The organism is Enterobacter cloacae complex sp. IR5384 (assembly GCF_049237265.1).
Taxonomy (GTDB): Bacteria; Pseudomonadota; Gammaproteobacteria; order Enterobacterales; family Enterobacteriaceae; genus Enterobacter; species Enterobacter cloacae.
The window spans coordinates 123,706-140,043 of sequence record NZ_JBMKHJ010000001.1 but is presented as its reverse complement, the minus strand read 5'-3'; the positions used below and the strand labels follow the sequence as shown (position 1 = coordinate 140,043).

14 protein-coding genes are annotated in these 16,338 nt (G+C 58.3%); 12 read left to right on the top strand and 2 right to left on the bottom strand.

The features are described from left to right. Positions 1-5: 5 nt before the first annotated feature. A complete protein-coding gene (hpxW, locus tag ACOTX3_RS00715; RefSeq protein ID WP_058678387.1) occupies positions 6-1,589 on the bottom strand; it encodes an oxamate amidohydrolase in 1,584 nt (527 codons plus the stop codon). Positions 1,590-1,734: 145 nt separating this feature from the next. Here hpxW and hpxU point away from each other — a divergent pair, with 145 nt between their 5' ends. The 7 genes from hpxU (at position 1,735) to hpxK (ending at position 8,083) form a co-directional block, all read left to right on the top strand. After that, positions 1,735-2,574, top strand: coding sequence for a MurR/RpiR family transcriptional regulator HpxU (gene hpxU / locus ACOTX3_RS00710; protein ID WP_013097225.1), 840 nt, complete (start codon positions 1,735-1,737; stop codon positions 2,572-2,574). Between the two features lie 192 nt (positions 2,575-2,766). Further along, positions 2,767-3,549: a transporter substrate-binding domain-containing protein gene (locus ACOTX3_RS00705; protein WP_040021585.1), complete on the top strand. Its 783-nt coding sequence runs from the start codon at positions 2,767-2,769 to the stop codon at positions 3,547-3,549. A gap of 4 nt (positions 3,550-3,553) precedes the next feature. Then, positions 3,554-4,219: an amino acid ABC transporter permease gene (locus ACOTX3_RS00700; protein WP_040021584.1), complete on the top strand. Its 666-nt coding sequence runs from the start codon at positions 3,554-3,556 to the stop codon at positions 4,217-4,219. Continuing rightward, positions 4,219-4,875 (top strand): amino acid ABC transporter permease, encoded by a 657-nt coding sequence (locus ACOTX3_RS00695; protein ID WP_058678403.1) that lies wholly within the window; start codon positions 4,219-4,221, stop codon positions 4,873-4,875. Before ACOTX3_RS00700 ends, ACOTX3_RS00695 begins: the two co-directional genes overlap by 1 nt. After that, positions 4,856-5,593, top strand: coding sequence for an amino acid ABC transporter ATP-binding protein (locus tag ACOTX3_RS00690; RefSeq protein ID WP_013097221.1), 738 nt, complete (start codon positions 4,856-4,858; stop codon positions 5,591-5,593). The genes ACOTX3_RS00695 and ACOTX3_RS00690 overlap by 20 nt, the downstream gene beginning before the upstream one ends. A 13-nt stretch (positions 5,594-5,606) precedes the next feature. Further along, positions 5,607-6,848 (top strand): pyridoxal-phosphate-dependent aminotransferase family protein, encoded by a 1,242-nt coding sequence (locus ACOTX3_RS00685; RefSeq protein ID WP_038419062.1) that lies wholly within the window; start codon positions 5,607-5,609, stop codon positions 6,846-6,848. Beyond that, positions 6,845-8,083: an allantoate amidohydrolase gene (gene hpxK, locus ACOTX3_RS00680; RefSeq protein WP_058678386.1), complete on the top strand. Its 1,239-nt coding sequence runs from the start codon at positions 6,845-6,847 to the stop codon at positions 8,081-8,083. The genes ACOTX3_RS00685 and hpxK overlap by 4 nt, the downstream gene beginning before the upstream one ends. Here hpxK and ACOTX3_RS00675 read toward each other — a convergent pair. After that, positions 8,080-9,195, bottom strand: coding sequence for an ABC transporter ATP-binding protein (locus tag ACOTX3_RS00675; RefSeq protein WP_029883249.1), 1,116 nt, complete (start codon positions 9,193-9,195; stop codon positions 8,080-8,082). The genes hpxK and ACOTX3_RS00675 overlap by 4 nt on opposite strands. A 321-nt stretch (positions 9,196-9,516) precedes the next feature. Between ACOTX3_RS00675 and ACOTX3_RS00670 the strand changes: the two genes are divergently transcribed. From ACOTX3_RS00670 to ACOTX3_RS00650, 5 genes are read left to right on the top strand one after another with little or no spacing between them, the layout of a single operon-like run. Further along, positions 9,517-10,731 (top strand): extracellular solute-binding protein, encoded by a 1,215-nt coding sequence (locus tag ACOTX3_RS00670; RefSeq protein ID WP_013097217.1) that lies wholly within the window; start codon positions 9,517-9,519, stop codon positions 10,729-10,731. A gap of 57 nt (positions 10,732-10,788) precedes the next feature. Beyond that, a complete protein-coding gene (locus tag ACOTX3_RS00665; protein WP_058678385.1) occupies positions 10,789-12,093 on the top strand; it encodes a carbohydrate ABC transporter permease in 1,305 nt (434 codons plus the stop codon). An 11-nt stretch (positions 12,094-12,104) separates the two neighbouring features. After that, the gene (locus ACOTX3_RS00660) at positions 12,105-12,956 is read left to right on the top strand and encodes a sugar ABC transporter permease (protein WP_058678384.1); all 852 of its coding nucleotides are present in this window, start codon (positions 12,105-12,107) and stop codon (positions 12,954-12,956) included. Positions 12,957-12,958: 2 nt separating this feature from the next. Next, positions 12,959-14,161 carry a glycoside hydrolase family 53 protein gene (locus tag ACOTX3_RS00655; RefSeq protein ID WP_029883251.1) on the top strand — a complete coding sequence of 401 codons (1,203 nt, stop codon included), beginning with the start codon at positions 12,959-12,961 and terminating at the stop codon, positions 14,159-14,161. A 29-nt stretch (positions 14,162-14,190) separates the two neighbouring features. Continuing rightward, positions 14,191-16,248: a beta-galactosidase gene (locus ACOTX3_RS00650; protein ID WP_047351985.1), complete on the top strand. Its 2,058-nt coding sequence runs from the start codon at positions 14,191-14,193 to the stop codon at positions 16,246-16,248. Positions 16,249-16,338: the final 90 nt, after the last annotated feature.

Genomic DNA, 16,338 nt, shown 5'->3' with positions numbered 1-16,338 from the left:
TCTCCTCAGTATCCGGCGGCGGCGCCGTTGCTGCGCGGGTCGAACGCGCCTTCAAACAGCCCGTTCGGGTGGCGGACAATCGCGCCCGCATGGCCCATGGCTTCGCTAAAGTCCGGGAAGATCTCCACCTCGTGACCCAGCGCCTGCAGGCGTGCGATCGTTTCAGGGGAAAACCGGCCTTCCACTTTTAAAGTGTCTGAGCTTTGTCCCCAGGTGCGCCCCAGCAGCCAGCGCGGACGGGAGATGCTCTCCTGCAGTGGCAGACCCTGCACCACATAGCGGGTAAAGAGCGTGGCCTGAGTTTGCGGCTGGCCGTCACCGCCCATGGAGCCGTAGACCATCACCCGTCCGTCGTTCAGACGCGCCGCGGCCGGGTTCAGGGTATGGAACGGCTGTTTGCCCGGCGCGAGCGCCAGAAGATGTGCGGGATCGAGGCTGAACGACGCCCCCCGGTTCTGCCAGACGATACCCGTATCCGGGAGCACCACCCCGCTGCCGAACTCGTGATAAATGCTCTGGATAAACGACACGGCCAGGCCGCTGTTATCCATCACCCCCATCCACACCGTATCGCCAGGGCCTTTGCCGGTGCCCCACGGCGCGGCATGGTTATCGTCAACCCGGTCGGCGAGCGCCTGAAGCGCCGCAGGATCCAACAGGCTCTGGATATCGGTTTTCAGCTCGCGCGGGTCGGTGATGTGGGCATCGCGCAGGCCAAAGGCCAGTTTGGTGGCTTCCACAATGCGGTGCACTGTCCCGGCGTCGTCGGCATCGGCCATCGCCAGACGGTCGGTGATGCCGAGGATCGCCAGCGAGACCAGCCCCTGCGTCGGTGGGGCGAGGTTCCAGACCTCACCCTGCTGATGCGCTAATTTCAGCGGCGTGGTGCGCCGGGCGACATGCGCGTTCAAATCCGCCAGCGTAATGGGCAGGCCGAGCGTCTCCATCCCACGGGCCAGACGCGCCGCCAGCGGACCACGATAAAAACTCTCCAGACCCTCTTCGGCAAGTTGCGTCAGCGTGGAGGCCAGCGCCGGTTGATAAAACCGGCTGCCGACCTCCGGTGGTTTGCCGTCTACCAGCCAGGTTTCTGCGAAGCCGGGCAGGTCTTTCAGTTCGTCGAATTTACTGGCGGTGGCAGTGGCCTGCGAGGCCGTGACCGGCGTGCCATTGCGGGCATAGTCAATGGCATCTGCCAGCAGGCGCGTCAGCGGCAGGGCGTTGCCCGTCAGCGCGTGTGAGACTTTAAGCGCCTCCGCCCAGCCACTGACGGTACCCGCCACGGTCAGCGCCGCACGGGGGCCGCGGTGGGGGATGTGCGCCAGATCGCCATAGGCGGCAAGCGTCGCCAGCGATCCCGCCGCGCCGCTGGCATCGATGGCAATTGGTTCGCCGCCGGGGGGCACGATAAGCCAGAAGCCATCGCCGCCCAGGCCATTCATATGGGGATAGACCACGGCAATGGTGGCCGCTGCCGCGACCATCGCTTCAATCGCGCTACCGCCATCGCGCAGCACAGACAGCGCGCTCTGGCTGGCAAGATGATGGGGGGCAACCGCCATTCCGTGTACGGAGACATTACTTTGCATGAACAGTCCTCATAACCCTGAAAGTCACAAGGCGCTGCAAAAGCTGTTCCAGGTATGAAAGAAAAGTTTCATGTCATCCCGGCTGATAAGCTGGCATGCTTAATGAATAGAGAGCGAGAGATGAAACAAACGTTACAGAGGCGTTATGGAACAGCTTGATGAACGACTGAAAGCACAATACGCGTCACTGTCGCCGCAGGAGCAGCGGGTGGCGGATTTTATTTTCGATCACTTCGACGACCTGATCAGCTACAACAGCGCCGAGCTGGCACAGCTGAGCGGGGTGTCGAAAGCCACGGTGAGCCGCCTGTTTAAGCGTCTGGGCTATGAGAAGTATAAGGACATGCGCGATGAGCTGCGTACCCTGCGCCAGAGCGGTATGCCGCTGACGGACAACCGCGACGCGGTGCAGGGCAATACGCTGCTGGCGCGTCACTATAAGCAGGAGATGGCTAACCTGACCCAGTGGGTGAATGCCCTGGATGCCCGGCAGTTTGCCGACGCGATGGCGTGCATGGTTAAGGCGAAGCGCATCGTCATTATAGGGATGCGTAACGCCTATCCCGCGGCGCTGCACCTGCGTCAGCAGCTGTTGCAGGCGCGCGGGCAGGTGCTGGTGTTGCCGCAGCCCGGGCAGAGCCTGAGCGAAGAGCTGGTGGATCTCACCCCCGACGATCTGGTGGTGATGATGGCCTTTCGTCGCCGACCGCGCATTATCCGCCCGCTGCTGCAGCAGCTTCAGAGCAGTGGTATTCCGGTGCTGCTGATGTGCGAGCCGCAGGCGCACAGCCTGTTTCCGCTGGCGAGCTGGCAGCTCTGCGCTCCGCTGGACAGCGTCTCAGCCTATGACAGCTACGCCTCGGTCAACAGTCTGATCAACCTGCTGGCAAACGCCTTCCTACATGAAATCCTCGATAAAGGCCGTCCGCGCATTCATGAGATCGCCACCCTGTATCAGCACCTGGACGAGCTCGAACAACGATAATGGGGCATCGGTGTGGTGCTTTGCATTGAAATGGTGCAGTGAGGCGGGGCGAAAAAGAGAGAGCTTTTTCGCCCCGCCTTTGTTTTATCAGGCTTTACAACAAAATCCCGCGTTTCGCTTTATCTGGCACATTAGTTGCAAAATCCAATTCAAAGAATCTTTTGTTTCATGTTAACGTTACGGGGAAGCACCATGAAAAAATTGTTGATTGCACTGGCCGGGGCCGTTTGTCTGTTCACTAACCTGTCGGCAAAGGCGGACCAGCTTCAGGATATCGAGAAACGCGGCACCATTCGCATTGCCGTGCCGCAGGATTTCCCGCCGTTTGGCTCGGTCGGAACCGATCTGCAGCCGCAGGGCTATGACATCGATATGGCGCGCTATCTGGCCAAACAGATGAAGGTCAAGCTGCAACTGGTTCCGGTGACCAGCGCCAACCGCGTGCCGTATCTGCAAACCGACAAAGTTGACCTTGTCATTTCAAGCCTCGGTAAGAATGCGGAACGTGAAAAGGTGATCGATTTCAGCCGCGCCTATGCGCCGTTCTTCCTCGGGGTGTTTGGCCCGAAAGGCGCAGAGCTGAAAGATGCCGCCGCCCTGAGCGGTAAAACCATCGGCGTGACGCGTGGCGCGGTCGAGGACATGGTGCTGACCAGCCTGGCGCCGAAAGACGCAGATGTAAAACGCTATGAGGACAACAACACCACGCTGTCGGCGTATCTTTCCGGACAGGTGCAGTATGTGGCCACCGGCAACCTCGTGGTGGCGGCCATCTCACGCCAGAACGCGGAGAAAGCCCCGGTGCCGAGCTTTATGCTGAAAGATTCTCCGTGCTTTATCGGGCTGAAGAAAAATGAACCGGCGCTGAAGGCGAAAGTGGATGCGCTGATTGAACAGGGTATTAAAGACGGCACCCTGAACGGCTTCTCTGAGCAGTGGCTCAAGGCGCCGCTGCCGGCAAGCCTTGGCGTGTAAGGCAATGACAGAGCAACTCCATTTCTCTGAGCTCTGGCCGCACTGGCCGGCGCTGCTGGCCGGGCTGTGGGTCACCATCCAGTTGACGGTGATGGCGACCCTGGGCGGTCTGACGATTGGTATTTTCGGGGCGGCCATTCGCAGCGGGCGGGCGACATGGTTTAGCCGGATCTGGGGCGGTTACGTGGAGATTATCCGTAACACGCCGTTTGTGGTGCAGCTGTTTTTTATCGTCTTTGGCCTGCCCAATATGGGGCTGAAGATGACGGCGGGTGAGGCGGCACTGCTGGCGATGGTGATCAATCTGGGCGCGTACAGCACGGAGATTGTCCGGGCGGGCATTCAGGTAACACCCAAAGGGCAGTGGGAGGCCGGACGCGTGCTGGGGCTGACCCGCACCCAGACCTTCATTCGCGTGGTGTTACCGCCTGCGCTACAGCGTATTTATCCGGCGCTGGTGAGCCAGTGCATTATCGTGATGCTCGGCTCGTCGGTGGTGTCGCAGGTCTCGTATGAAGAGCTGACCTTTGCCGCCAACCTGATCCAGTCCAGAACGTTTCTGAGCTTTGAGGTTTATCTGGTGACAACCGGGATTTACTTAGCGCTGTCGATTACCCTGCGTCAGCTGATGATGGCGGCAGGACGCAAATGGCTGGGGGTGCAGGCATGATGACCACCTTTACCGACTGGAACATTATTCGCAACCTGCTGCTGGCCGGGCGCTGGACGATACTGCTGTCGCTGGTGGCGTTTGTCGGCGGCGCGGTGGTGACCCTGCCGCTGCTGCTGCTGCGTCTCACCGGCGGACGACTGATCATGCGCCTGATCCGCGGCTATATCGAACTGTTTCAGGGTACACCGCTGCTGATGCAGCTATTTCTGGCGTTCTTCGGCGTGGCGCTGTTCGGCATCGATGTCTCGCCATGGACCGCCGCATCGCTGGCCCTCACGTTCTACACCAGCGCGTTTTTGCTTGATATCTGGTTTGGCAGCATTCGCGCGCTGCCCAAAGGGCAGTGGGAAGCGTCGCGCTGTCTGGGGCTGACCTTTGGCCAGACGCTTTATCGGGTGGTCGCGCCGCAGGCGTTGCGGATTGCGATTGCGCCGACGGTCGGTTTTGCCGTCCAGGTGATTAAGGGCACGGCGCTGGCGTCAATCATCGGCTTTATCGAGCTGACCAAAGCCGGGACGATGCTCACCAATGTCACTTATCAACCGTTTAAGGTCTTTGCGCTGGTGGCGCTGGGCTACTTCATTCTGTGTTATCCGCTGTCGCGTTACAGCCGTTATCTGGAGACTAAATTCAATGCCTCTCATCACCATTAATCAGGTACAGAAGTACTACGGCGATAACCATGTCCTGAAGGGGGTCGATCTCGATATCGACATGGGCCAGGTGATTTCGATTATCGGGCGCAGCGGATCCGGCAAAAGCACCCTGCTGCGCTGCATCAACGGTCTGGAAGGGTATCAGGACGGCAGCATCAAGCTTGGCGGCATGACCATTACCGACCGGGATTCCCAGGCGCGTGAAATCAGCCGCTCGGTCGGGATGGTGTTCCAGAACTTTAACCTGTTCCCGCACATGACGGCGCTGGAAAACGTGATGCTCGCCCCGCGTCGGGTGCTGAAGAAAAGCGCCGCCGAATGCCGGGCGCTGGCGCAGCAGATGCTGGAGAAAGTCGGCCTCGGCGATCGTCTGGATTACTACCCGTCGAGTCTCTCCGGCGGCCAGCAGCAGCGCGTGGCAATTGCCCGTGCGCTGGCGATGTCGCCAAAAGTCTTACTTTGTGACGAGATCACCTCCGCGCTCGACCCGGAACTGGTGGGCGAAGTGCTTAAGGTGCTGGAGCAGCTGGCAGCAGAAGGGATGACCCTTATTCTCGTGACCCATGAAATGAATTTTGCCCGCGAAGTGGGCGACCGCGTGGTGTTTATGCACCAGGGGAAAGTCTGGGAGCAGGGCGACAGCAAAACGCTTTTCGCTAACCCGCAGACCACCGAACTGAAGCAGTTCATCTCCTCCGTGCGCGGCCTCAACTGATAAGGACTTAACAATGGATATCGCTCAATTTCCGCAACTTAATCCGCCGCAGCGTCTGCTGATGGGGCCGGGGCCGATCAACGCCGATCCGCGCGTGCTGCGCGCCATGTCGAGCCAGCTGATTGGTCAGTACGACCCGGCGATGACCCACTACATGAACGAAGTAATGGCGCTCTATCGCGGGGTGTTCCGCACCGAAAACCGCTGGACGATGCTGGTGGACGGCACCTCCCGCGCGGGCATTGAGGCGATTCTGGTGTCGGCCATTCGCCCGGGCGATAAAGTGCTGGTGCCAGTGTTTGGCCGCTTCGGCCATCTGCTGTGCGAAATCGCCCGCCGCTGCCGGGCGGAAGTGCATACCATCGAGGTGCCGTGGGGCGAGGTGTTTACCCCGGATCAGGTGGAGGATGCCATCAAACGTATTCGTCCCCGTCTGCTGCTGACCGTGCAGGGGGATACCTCCACCACCATGCTGCAGCCGCTGGCCGAGCTCGGCGCGATTTGCCGCCGTTATGACGTGCTGTTTTACACCGACGCCACCGCGTCGCTGGGGGGGAACGCGCTGGAAACCGATGCCTGGGGGCTGGATGCTGTCTCCGCTGGCATGCAGAAATGCCTTGGCGGTCCGTCCGGCACGTCACCGATCACCCTGAGCCCACGCATGGAAGAGGCGATCCGCCGCCGCAAATGCGTCGAGGAGGGGATCCGCACCGACGCCCATCGCGACGGCGACGAGGAGATGATCTACTCCAACTATTTCGATCTCGGCATGGTGATGGATTACTGGGGGCCGGAGCGGCTGAACCATCACACTGAAGCCACCACCGCGCTGTTTGGCGCCCGCGAATGCGCGCGGCTGATCCTCCAGGAAGGGCTGGACAACGGCATCGCCCGGCACAAGCTGCACGGCGATGCGCTGCTGAAAGGCATTCAGGCGATGGGGCTGGAGACCTTTGGCGATCTGAAGCACAAGATGAACAACGTGCTGGGCGTGGTGATCCCGCAGGGCGTTAACGGCGATCAGGTGCGTAAGCTGATGCTGGAAGATTTCGGTATCGAAATTGGCACCTCGTTTGGCCCGCTGCACGGCAAGGTATGGCGCATTGGCACCATGGGTTATAACGCCCGTAAAGACTGCGTAATGACCACCCTGAGCGCGCTGGAGTCGGTGCTGAACTACCTTAAATTTACCACCCCCCAGGGGGCGGCGATGCAGGCCGCGTGGGATCATTATCGCCGCGAGACGTCACAATGAGCCCGGCGGCAGAGCGGGTGATGGCCCGTGCCGATGCGCTGGCCGCCATCAGCGAAACCCCGGACGGCCTGACGCGGGTTTATCTTTCCACGCAGCATCTGCAGGCCAACCAGCTGGTCGGGCAGTGGATGAGCCAGGCGGGCATGACCGTCTGGCAGGATAGCGTCGGGAATATTTGCGGGCGCTATGAGGCGCAGCTGGAGGGCGCACCGGCGATACTGCTTGGCTCGCATCTGGATACCGTGCGCAATGCCGGGCGCTACGACGGCATGCTCGGCGTGCTCACCGCCATTGAGGTGGTGGACAGCCTGCATCAGCAGGGCGTGCGCCTGGCGCAGGCCATCGAGATTGTTGGCTTCTGCGACGAAGAGGGGACCCGCTTCGGCATCACGCTGTTAGGCAGTCGCGGCCTGACGGGCACCTGGCCGGAGAATTGGCTTGATACCTGTGATGCCAGTGGCATAAGCGTGGCGCAGGCGATGGTGCAGGCGGGGCTGGATCCCGCACGGGTAGCGCTTGCCGCGCGGCATCAGGACGATTTCAGCGCCTGTCTGGAGCTGCATATTGAACAAGGGCCGTGCCTGGAGCAGGAGGGGCTGGCGCTGGGGGTAGTAGAAGCCATTAACGGTGCGCGGCGTCTGAACTGTCTCTTTACCGGCGAAGCCGGGCATGCCGGTACCGTGCCGATGGCTCACCGCAAAGATGCCCTGGCCGCAGCTGCCGAATGGATGGTGCAGGTTGAAAACACCACCCGACAGCGCGGCGGCAATCTGGTTGCCACGGTGGGGGCGTTACGCTGCCTGCCCGGCGCGGTCAATGTGATTCCCGGCGAGGTGGCGCTATCGCTGGATATTCGCGGCCCGCAGGATGCCCCGCTGGACGCACTGCTCACTGAACTGCTCATTCAGGCGGAAGAGATCGCAGCCCGACGTGGGCTCAGTTTCAGCGCCGAGGAGTTTTACCGGATCGCCGCCACGCCCTGCGATGCCAGACTGCAATCGCTGTTAGGGGAGGCTGTGACATCGGTTCAGGGCCGCACGCTATCGCTGCCGAGCGGTGCCGGGCACGACACCATTGCGCTGGCAGAACGCTGGCCGGTGGGGATGTTGTTTGTGCGCTGCAAGGGGGGCATCAGCCACCACCCGGCGGAGTCGGTGATGGCTGAGGATGTTGCGCTGGCGATTGAGGCGTTTGGGCGGGCGGTGAGAGCGCTGGCTGACGGTGGCGCGCGTTAAGCCACCGAACGCACCGCATCTTCGATATCAGCGCTCACCCGTACATCCTGGTCGTCAAAAACCATGCAGTGATGGTCGTCAAACGCCACGTCTATCTTCTGCCAGGGCGCGAACTTTACGTCGCCCGGCAGCAAGATCTTTACGTTGTCATGGCCATAGCATTGCCCAAACAGGTAAGTATTGTTTCCCAGTCGCTCCACTACTTCACAGTTAAATTCCAGCCGCGTGCCGCGGTGAAGGTCGGTGGTTAAATGTTCCGGGCGGATGCCCAGCGTGACCTGACTTCCCGGCTGCAGCGGTGTGGTGGTTATCGCGAGCGTGAGCGACTTCTGTTGCGATAGCCTGACGGTAAGCTTACCTGGCTGCCAGGCTTCAACGGTCGCCGGCAGAAAGTTCATCTTCGGAGAACCGATAAACCCGGCGACAAACTTATTTGCCGGTTTGTAATAGAGATCCATCGGGGCGCCCATCTGCTCAACCTTGCCATAGTTCATGACCACGATCTTGTCGGCCAGGGTCATCGCTTCGATCTGGTCGTGCGTGACATACACCATGGTGGTTTTCAGCTCCTGATGCAGGCGGGCAAGGTGCAGACGCATCTCGACGCGCAGCTCGGCGTCCAGGTTAGAGAGCGGTTCATCAAACATAAAGACGCGCGGGTTACGCACGATGGCGCGGCCTATTGCCACGCGCTGGCGCTGCCCGCCCGAAAGCTGTTTAGGTTTGCGGTCCAGCAGATGGGAGAGCTGCAGCGTTTTTGCTACCATCTCCACCTGGTGACGGATCTGTTCTTTTGGGACCTTATTCACTTTCAGCCCGTAGCCCATGTTTTCGGCGACCGTCATGTGCGGATAGAGCGCGTAGGACTGAAACACCATGGCCACGCCGCGGTGGGAAGGCGCGACGTCATTCATGACCTCATTACCGATTAAGACTTCACCTTCGCTAATCTCCTCCAGACCGGCAATCATGCGCAGCATGGTCGATTTACCACAGCCGGAAGGGCCAACAAAGACGGCGAATTCCCCGTCTTCAATTTCAAGATTCACGTTGTGCAAGGTAACGGTGTCGCCAAAGCGCTTGGTGACATTCCTTAACTGTATGTTTGACATCAGTGTTCCCCGAGTAAACCGCTGTCTATGTTTTACGTATAACAATCAGGTTCAACATAGCTGGACGGTGCAATTTGTCTGTATTGACTATAACTTCCAGTATTCATGCGCCCTATACAGATTTTCCATTAATGTTATGACGATCACACAACTTACAGTTTTTTGTAGAGTTATCATGATGTGAAGGGTAGCGTATACCAAACCAAAGATATTTGACGTCATACTTGCAGCATCTGGTTTTGCTGAATTTTAGATGAGGCAGATAAGGCGTTAAATGTCATAACAACCATAAAATTGTTATACCTTCACATGAGGTTTGTAATGAAAAAGAACCTACTTGCCGCTCTGATCCTCTCTACGCTCTCGGTGCAGGTACATGCCACCACGCAGCTTAACGTCTGGGAAGACATCAAGAAGTCATCCGGTATAAAAGAGGCGGTGGCTGACTTTGAAAAACAGTACGACGTTAAGGTCAACGTCCAGGAAACCCCTTACGCCCAGCAGCTGGAAAAACTGCGTCTGGATGGCCCGGCGGGCATTGGCCCGGACGTGCTGGTGATCCCTAACGATCAGCTGGGCGGCGCCGTAGTGCAAGGGTTGCTGACCCCCCTGAATCTGGAGGCTAAGCAGACCGAACAGTACACCCCGGCCTCAATCAATGCCTTCAAAATGGATAATGCCCTCTACGGCGTACCGAAAGCGGTCGAGACGCTGGTGCTGATCTACAACAAAGACCTTATCGACAAGCCCCTCAATTCGCTGCAGGACTGGTATGACTTTTCGAAACAGCAGCGCGCGAAAAACCAGTACGGCCTGCTCGCCAAGTTCGACCAGATTTACTACAGCTGGGGGGCAATTTCTCCGATGGGCGGCTACATCTTCGGTCATAACGACAAGGGCGGCTATAACGCCAGCGACGTTGGCCTGAACAAGCCGGGCGCGGTAGAGGCCGTGACGTACCTTAAAAAATTCTACGCCGACGGGATCTTCCCGGCCGGGATAGTCGGTGACAACGGTCTGAACGCCATTGACTCCCTGTTCACCGAGAAGAAAGCGGCAGCCGTGATCAATGGGCCGTGGGCATTCCAGCCGTATGAAGCGGCAGGGATCAACTACGGCGTTGCGCCGCTGCCAACGCTGCCCGACGGCAAGCCTATGAGTTCTTTCCTTGGCGTGAAAGGCTACGTTGTCTCCACGTGGAGCAAAGACAAAGCCCTGGCGCAGAAATTTATCGAATTCATCAACCAGCCGCAGTATGTGAAAACGCGCTACATCGCCACGCGTGAAATCCCGCCGCTTACCGCGATGATCGACGATCCGATTATCAAAAACGACGAAAAAGCGAGTGCCGTCGCGGTACAGTCGGCGCGCGCAACTGCCATGCCGGGCATCCCTGAAATGGGTGAAGTCTGGGGGCCAGCCAACGCCGCGCTGGAGTTGAGCCTGACCGGCAAACAGGATCCTAAAGCCGCGCTGGATAGCGCAGAAAAACAGGTCCAGATGCAAATCGAAGCCATGCAGGCCAGCAACCAGTAATTTTCTGCCGTCGCAAAACGGGAGGACTCTCTCCCGTTTTTTTGAAAGGAGTTGTCTGTGAGTATCATCCCGGAAAATTTTGCCAGACCGCACGGGGCCGGGCGCCATGCCTGGACCGGCCTGCTGCTGGCGTTCATCCCCGGCTTCGGCCAGTTCTACCATCGTCAGTGGCTGAAAGGGATCATCTTCCTGGTACTGCTGGTCAGTTTTCTCGGCGTATTTGCCGATTTTCTGCGCGAAGGGCTGTGGGGGCTGGTGACGCTGGGCGAGGAGGTGCCGCGGGACAACTCTATCTTCCTGCTGGCTGAGGGGATCATCAGCGTGCTGATCGCCGCGTTTGGCGTGATGGTCTGGTACCTGTCGATGCGTGATGCGTGGGTGAATGGCAGAAAACGCGATGCGGGACTTGCGCTTAACAGCGTGCGCAAGCAGTACCAGATGCTGCTGAGCGACGGCTTCCCGTATCTGATGATCACGCCCGGCTTTATCCTGCTGGTGTTTGTAGTGGTTTTCCCGATCCTGTTCGGCTTTGCCATTGCCTTTACCAACTACAACCTCTACCACACGCCGCCGGCTAAGCTGGTGGACTGGGTTGGGTTTAAGAACTTCATCAATATCTTCACGCTCTCCATCTGGCGTTCGACCTTCTTCGACGTGCTGCAGTGGACGGTGGTCTGGACCCTGCTCGCTACCACGCTGCAATGTTCGGTAGGCGTGCTGCTGGCCATTCTGGTAAACCAGAAAGATCTGCGCTTTAAACCGCTGATCCGCACCATCTTCATTCTGCCCTGGGCGGTGCCGGGCTTTGTCACCATCCTGGTGTTTGCCGGAATGTTTAACGACTCCTTTGGGGTGATCAACAACGTCATTCTGGCCTTCTTCGGCATCGCGCCAAAAGCGTGGATGACCGATCCGTTCTGGACCAAAACGGCGCTGATTATGATGCAGACCTGGCTCGGCTTCCCGTTTGTTTTCGCCATGACCACCGGCGTGCTGCAGGCCATTCCGGACGATCTGTACGAAGCGGCGACCATGGACGGTGCCAGTAGCGCGACTAAGTTGCGTACCATCACGCTGCCGCTGGTGCTTTACTCGATTGCGCCGATTCTGATCACTCAATACACCTTCAACTTCAATAATTTCAACATCATCTACCTGTTTAATAACGGCGGACCGGCGGTGGTAGGGTCGAATGCGGGTGGGACGGATATCCTGGTGTCGTGGATCTACAAACTGACGATGTCCTCTTCGCAATATGCGATTGCGGCGACCATCACTATCCTGCTGTCGATCTTTGTCGTCGGGCTGGCGCTGTGGCAGTTCCGCGCCACGAAATCGTTCAAAAATGACGACATGGCGTAAGGAACGTAACGATGGCTCAATCACAAAGTATTAAACGTGAGAAGTGGGTTCACCTCTCGCTCTCCTGGCTGGTTATCGTGCTGGTCTCGATAATCATCATTTACCCGCTGGTGTGGACGGTCGGTGCGTCGTTTAACGCGGGTAATAGCCTGCTGAGCTCGTCGATTATTCCAGAGAACTTCTCGGTGCAGCACTATGCCGACCTGTTCAACGGCCAGGTGAACTACATGACCTGGTACTGGAATTCAATGAAAATCAGCTTCCTGACCATGGTACTGACCTTAATCAGCGTCAGCTTTACCGCCTACGCGTTTTCGCGCTTTCGCTTTAAGGGGCGCCAGAACGGTCTGATGCTGTTCCTGCTGCTGCAGATGATCCCCCAGTTCTCGGCGCTGATTGCCATCTTCGTGCTGTCGCAGTTGCTGGGCCTTATCAATAGCCATCTGGCGCTGGTGCTGATCTACGTGGGCGGCATGATCCCGATGAACACTTACCTGATGAAAGGCTACCTCGATGCCATCCCGAAAGATCTGGATGAATCCGCGCGCATGGACGGGGCCAGTAATTTCCGGATTTTCATCGAAATTATCATGCCGCTTTCGAAGCCGATTGTGGCGGTGGTGGCGCTGTTCTCCTTCACCGGGCCGCTGGGGGATTTCATCCTCTCCAGCACCATTTTGCGCACCCCGGACAAATACACCTTACCCATCGGGCTTTATAACCTGGTGGCACAAAAAATGGGGGCCAGCTACACCACCTACGCGGCAGGCGCGGTCCTGATTGCGGTGCCGGTGGCGATCCTCTACCTGGCGTTACAAAAATACTTCGTCTCCGGCCTGACCTCCGGGAGTACCAAAGGATAACCATGAAAAGACTCAAACCCGCTTTGCTCGCCGTTTGCCTCTCATGTGGCCTTGCCGCGAGTGCTTTTGCTGCCGACGCGGTGAAAACGCGTCCGTTTAACGCCATGCCTGCAGATTTTATTAAGGGGGCGGATATTTCGACCCTACTGGAAGCCGAACAACACGGCGCGAAATTCTATAACCAGAACGGCCAGCAGCAGGATGCGATTGCGATCCTGAAGGCCAACGGCGTGAACTATGTACGCCTGCGCCTGTGGGTTGATCCACAGGATGCGAGCGGCAAGACCTATGGCGGCGGCAGTAACAACCTGGAAAACACGATTGCGCTGGCGAAGCGCGTGAAGGCGCAGGGCCTGAAGCTGCTGCTCGATTTCCACTACAGCGATTTCTGGACCGATCCGGGCAAACAGTTCAAGCCGAAAGCCTGGGAGAAGATGGACTACCCGCAGCTTAAAACGGCGATCCATGACTACACCCGCGACACCATCGCCCGCTTTAAGCAAGAGGGCGTACTGCCGGACATGGTGCAAATCGGTAACGAAATCAACGGCGGCATGCTGTGGCCGGAAGGCAAAAGCTGGGGGCAGGGCGGCGGCGAGTTTGACCGTCTGGCCGGACTGCTCAACGCCGCCATTAGCGGGCTAAAAGAGAATCTGACCGGCGGCGAGCAGGTGAAAATCATGCTGCACCTGGCCGAAGGGACTAAAAATGACACCTTCCGCTGGTGGTTTGACGAAATCGCGAAGCGTGGCGTGCCATTCGATATCATCGGCCTGTCAATGTACACCTACTGGAACGGCCCGATTAGCGCGCTGAAGGCCAATATGGATGACATCAGCAAGCGCTATAACAAAGACGTGATTGTGGTGGAAGCGGCATACGGCTATACGCTGGACAACTGCGATAACGCTGAGAACAGCTTCCAGGCGAAAGAAGAAAAAGACGGCGGCTATCCGGGTACCGTTCAGGGCCAGTACGATTATATTCACGATTTAATGCAGTCCGTTATTGATGTTCCGGACCACCGTGGCAAAGGCATTTTTTATTGGGAGCCGACCTGGATTGCCGTACCGGGCACCACGTGGGCGACCAAAGCCGGCATGAAATATATTCATGACGAATGGAAAGAGGGGAATGCCCGCGAGAATCAGGCGTTATTTGATTGCCAGGGAAAAGTGCTGCCATCAATAACGGTATTTAAATAATTTTTATCTTCATTCAGGACGTTTTTAATATGAATAAATTTGCGCCTTTAAGCCCAAAGGTCGCGGCGTTATTGCATGGCGCCGACTATAACCCGGAGCAATGGGAGAATTATCCCGGTATTATTGAAAAAGATATTGCCATGATGCAGCAGGCAAAATGTAATGTGATGTCGGTGGGCATATTTAGCTGGGCAAAGCTGGAGCCGCGTGAAGGGGAATATGATTTTGCGTGGCTGGATAATATTATTGAAAAACTGTATGCGGCAGGTATTCATATTTTCCTTGCTACGCCAAGCGGCGCGCGTCCGGCGTGGATGTCGCAAAAATACCCTGAGGTGCTGCGCGTCGGGCGCAACCGGGTGCCCGCGCTGCACGGAGGCCGACATAACCACTGCATGTCATCGCCAGTGTACCGTGAGAAGACATTCACCATTAACCGCCTGCTGGCGGAGCGTTATTCACACCATCCGGCGGTGCTGGGCTGGCATATCTCTAATGAATACGGCGGCGAATGTCACTGTCACCTGTGTCAGGCACGTTTTCGCGACTGGCTGAAGGCGCGCTATAAAACCCTGGACGAGCTGAACCACGCGTGGTGGAGCACCTTCTGGAGCCACACCTACACCGACTGGTCGCAGATAGAGTCCCCTGCGCCGCAGGGAGAAGTATCGATTCACGGCCTCAACCTCGACTGGCGTCGCTTCAATACCGCACAGGTGACCGATTTCTGCCGCCATGAAGTGGCCCCGCTAAAAGTAGCGAATGCGGAACTGCCGGTAACCACCAATTTTATGGAGTATTTCTACGACTACGACTACTGGCAGCTTGCGAAGGCGATCGACTTTATCTCCTGGGACAGCTATCCGATGTGGCACAAGGAGAAAGACGAAACGGCGCTCGCCTGCTACACCGCCATGTATCACGACATGATGCGTAGCCTGAAGGGCGGTAAGCCCTTCGTGCTGATGGAGTCGACGCCGAGCACCACCAACTGGCAGCCAACCAGCAAGCTGAAAAAGCCGGGGATGCATATTCTCTCGTCGATGCAGGCGGTGGCGCACGGAGCGGATTCGGTGCAGTACTTCCAGTGGCGTAAAAGCCGCGGGTCGGTGGAGAAATTCCACGGCGCGGTTATCGACCACGTGGGTCATCTGGATACCCGCGTCGGGCGTGAAGTGACGCGCCTGGGCGAGATGCTGGCACGCCTGCCGGAGGTCGCAGGTTGCCGTACCGAGGCCCGGGTGGCGATTGTCTTCGACCAGCAAAACCGCTGGGCGCTGGATGATGCCGAAGGTCCGCGCAATATGGGAATGGAGTACGAAAAAACCGTCAACGAGCACTATCGTCCGTTCTGGGAAAAAGGCATCGCGGTGGATGTCATTGACGCTGACGGCGATCTGAGCGACTACGCGCTGGTGGTTGCCCCCATGCTTTATATGGTACGCGAAGGGTTTGCCGAGCGGGCAGAAGCCTTTGTGGCTAATGGCGGGCATCTGGTGACGACCTACTGGACCGGCGTGGTGGATGAGACCGATCTCTGTCATCTGGGCGGTTTCCCTGGCCCGCTGCGCAAGCTTCTGGGCATCTGGGCGGAAGAGATCGAGTGCCTGGGCGAGGGGGAGCGCAACCTGATTCAGGGGCTGGCAGGCAACGCGGCGGGTTTGCAGGGGCCGTATCAGGTGCGGCATTTATGCGAGCTGATCCACGCTGAGTCCGCACAGGTGCTGGCGACCTACCGCGATGATTTCTACGCAGGTCGCCCTGCGGTAACGGTCAACCGCGTCGGTAAAGGCAAGGCGTGGCATGTCGCTTCACGTAACGATCTGCCGTTCCAGCGCGATTTCTTCGCCGGAATTATCAACGAGCTGGCACTACCGCGCGCCATCGAGGGTGAACTCCCGCCGGGCGTGGTTGCCACGGCACGCACGGATGGCGAAACCACCTGGGTGTTTGTGCAGAACTACACGGCACAGCAGCAGTACATCACGCTGCCACAGGGGTATACCGACTGCATGACAGACGCCGCTGCTGCGGGCGATACCGCTCTGCTGCCCTGGGACTGTCGTGTGCTCAGGCGTAAAGCGTAATTGATTTTCTCCCTCTCCCTGTGGGAGAGGGCTGGGGTGAGGGCATCAGACCGCACCGTCCGGGCAAAAAGGCACAGAACGCCTGCTCCA

What these genes read in the sequence shown, in the direction of transcription:
- hpxU (WP_013097225.1), top strand. Translation starts at nt 1,735, where the DNA reads ATGGAACAGCTTGATGAACGACTGAAAGCACAATACGCGTCACTGTCG.
- hpxK (WP_058678386.1), top strand. Translation starts at nt 6,845, where the DNA reads ATGAGCCCGGCGGCAGAGCGGGTGATGGCCCGTGCCGATGCGCTGGCC.
- ACOTX3_RS00675 (WP_029883249.1), bottom strand. Translation starts at nt 9,195, where the DNA reads ATGTCAAACATACAGTTAAGGAATGTCACCAAGCGCTTTGGCGACACC.
- ACOTX3_RS00655 (WP_029883251.1), top strand. Translation starts at nt 12,959, where the DNA reads ATGAAAAGACTCAAACCCGCTTTGCTCGCCGTTTGCCTCTCATGTGGC.
- ACOTX3_RS00690 (WP_013097221.1), top strand. Translation starts at nt 4,856, where the DNA reads ATGCCTCTCATCACCATTAATCAGGTACAGAAGTACTACGGCGATAAC.
- ACOTX3_RS00650 (WP_047351985.1), top strand. Translation starts at nt 14,191, where the DNA reads ATGAATAAATTTGCGCCTTTAAGCCCAAAGGTCGCGGCGTTATTGCAT.
- ACOTX3_RS00670 (WP_013097217.1), top strand. Translation starts at nt 9,517, where the DNA reads ATGAAAAAGAACCTACTTGCCGCTCTGATCCTCTCTACGCTCTCGGTG.
- hpxW (WP_058678387.1), bottom strand. Translation starts at nt 1,589, where the DNA reads ATGCAAAGTAATGTCTCCGTACACGGAATGGCGGTTGCCCCCCATCAT.
- ACOTX3_RS00695 (WP_058678403.1), top strand. Translation starts at nt 4,219, where the DNA reads ATGACCACCTTTACCGACTGGAACATTATTCGCAACCTGCTGCTGGCC.
- ACOTX3_RS00685 (WP_038419062.1), top strand. Translation starts at nt 5,607, where the DNA reads ATGGATATCGCTCAATTTCCGCAACTTAATCCGCCGCAGCGTCTGCTG.
- ACOTX3_RS00705 (WP_040021585.1), top strand. Translation starts at nt 2,767, where the DNA reads ATGAAAAAATTGTTGATTGCACTGGCCGGGGCCGTTTGTCTGTTCACT.
- ACOTX3_RS00700 (WP_040021584.1), top strand. Translation starts at nt 3,554, where the DNA reads ATGACAGAGCAACTCCATTTCTCTGAGCTCTGGCCGCACTGGCCGGCG.
- ACOTX3_RS00660 (WP_058678384.1), top strand. Translation starts at nt 12,105, where the DNA reads ATGGCTCAATCACAAAGTATTAAACGTGAGAAGTGGGTTCACCTCTCG.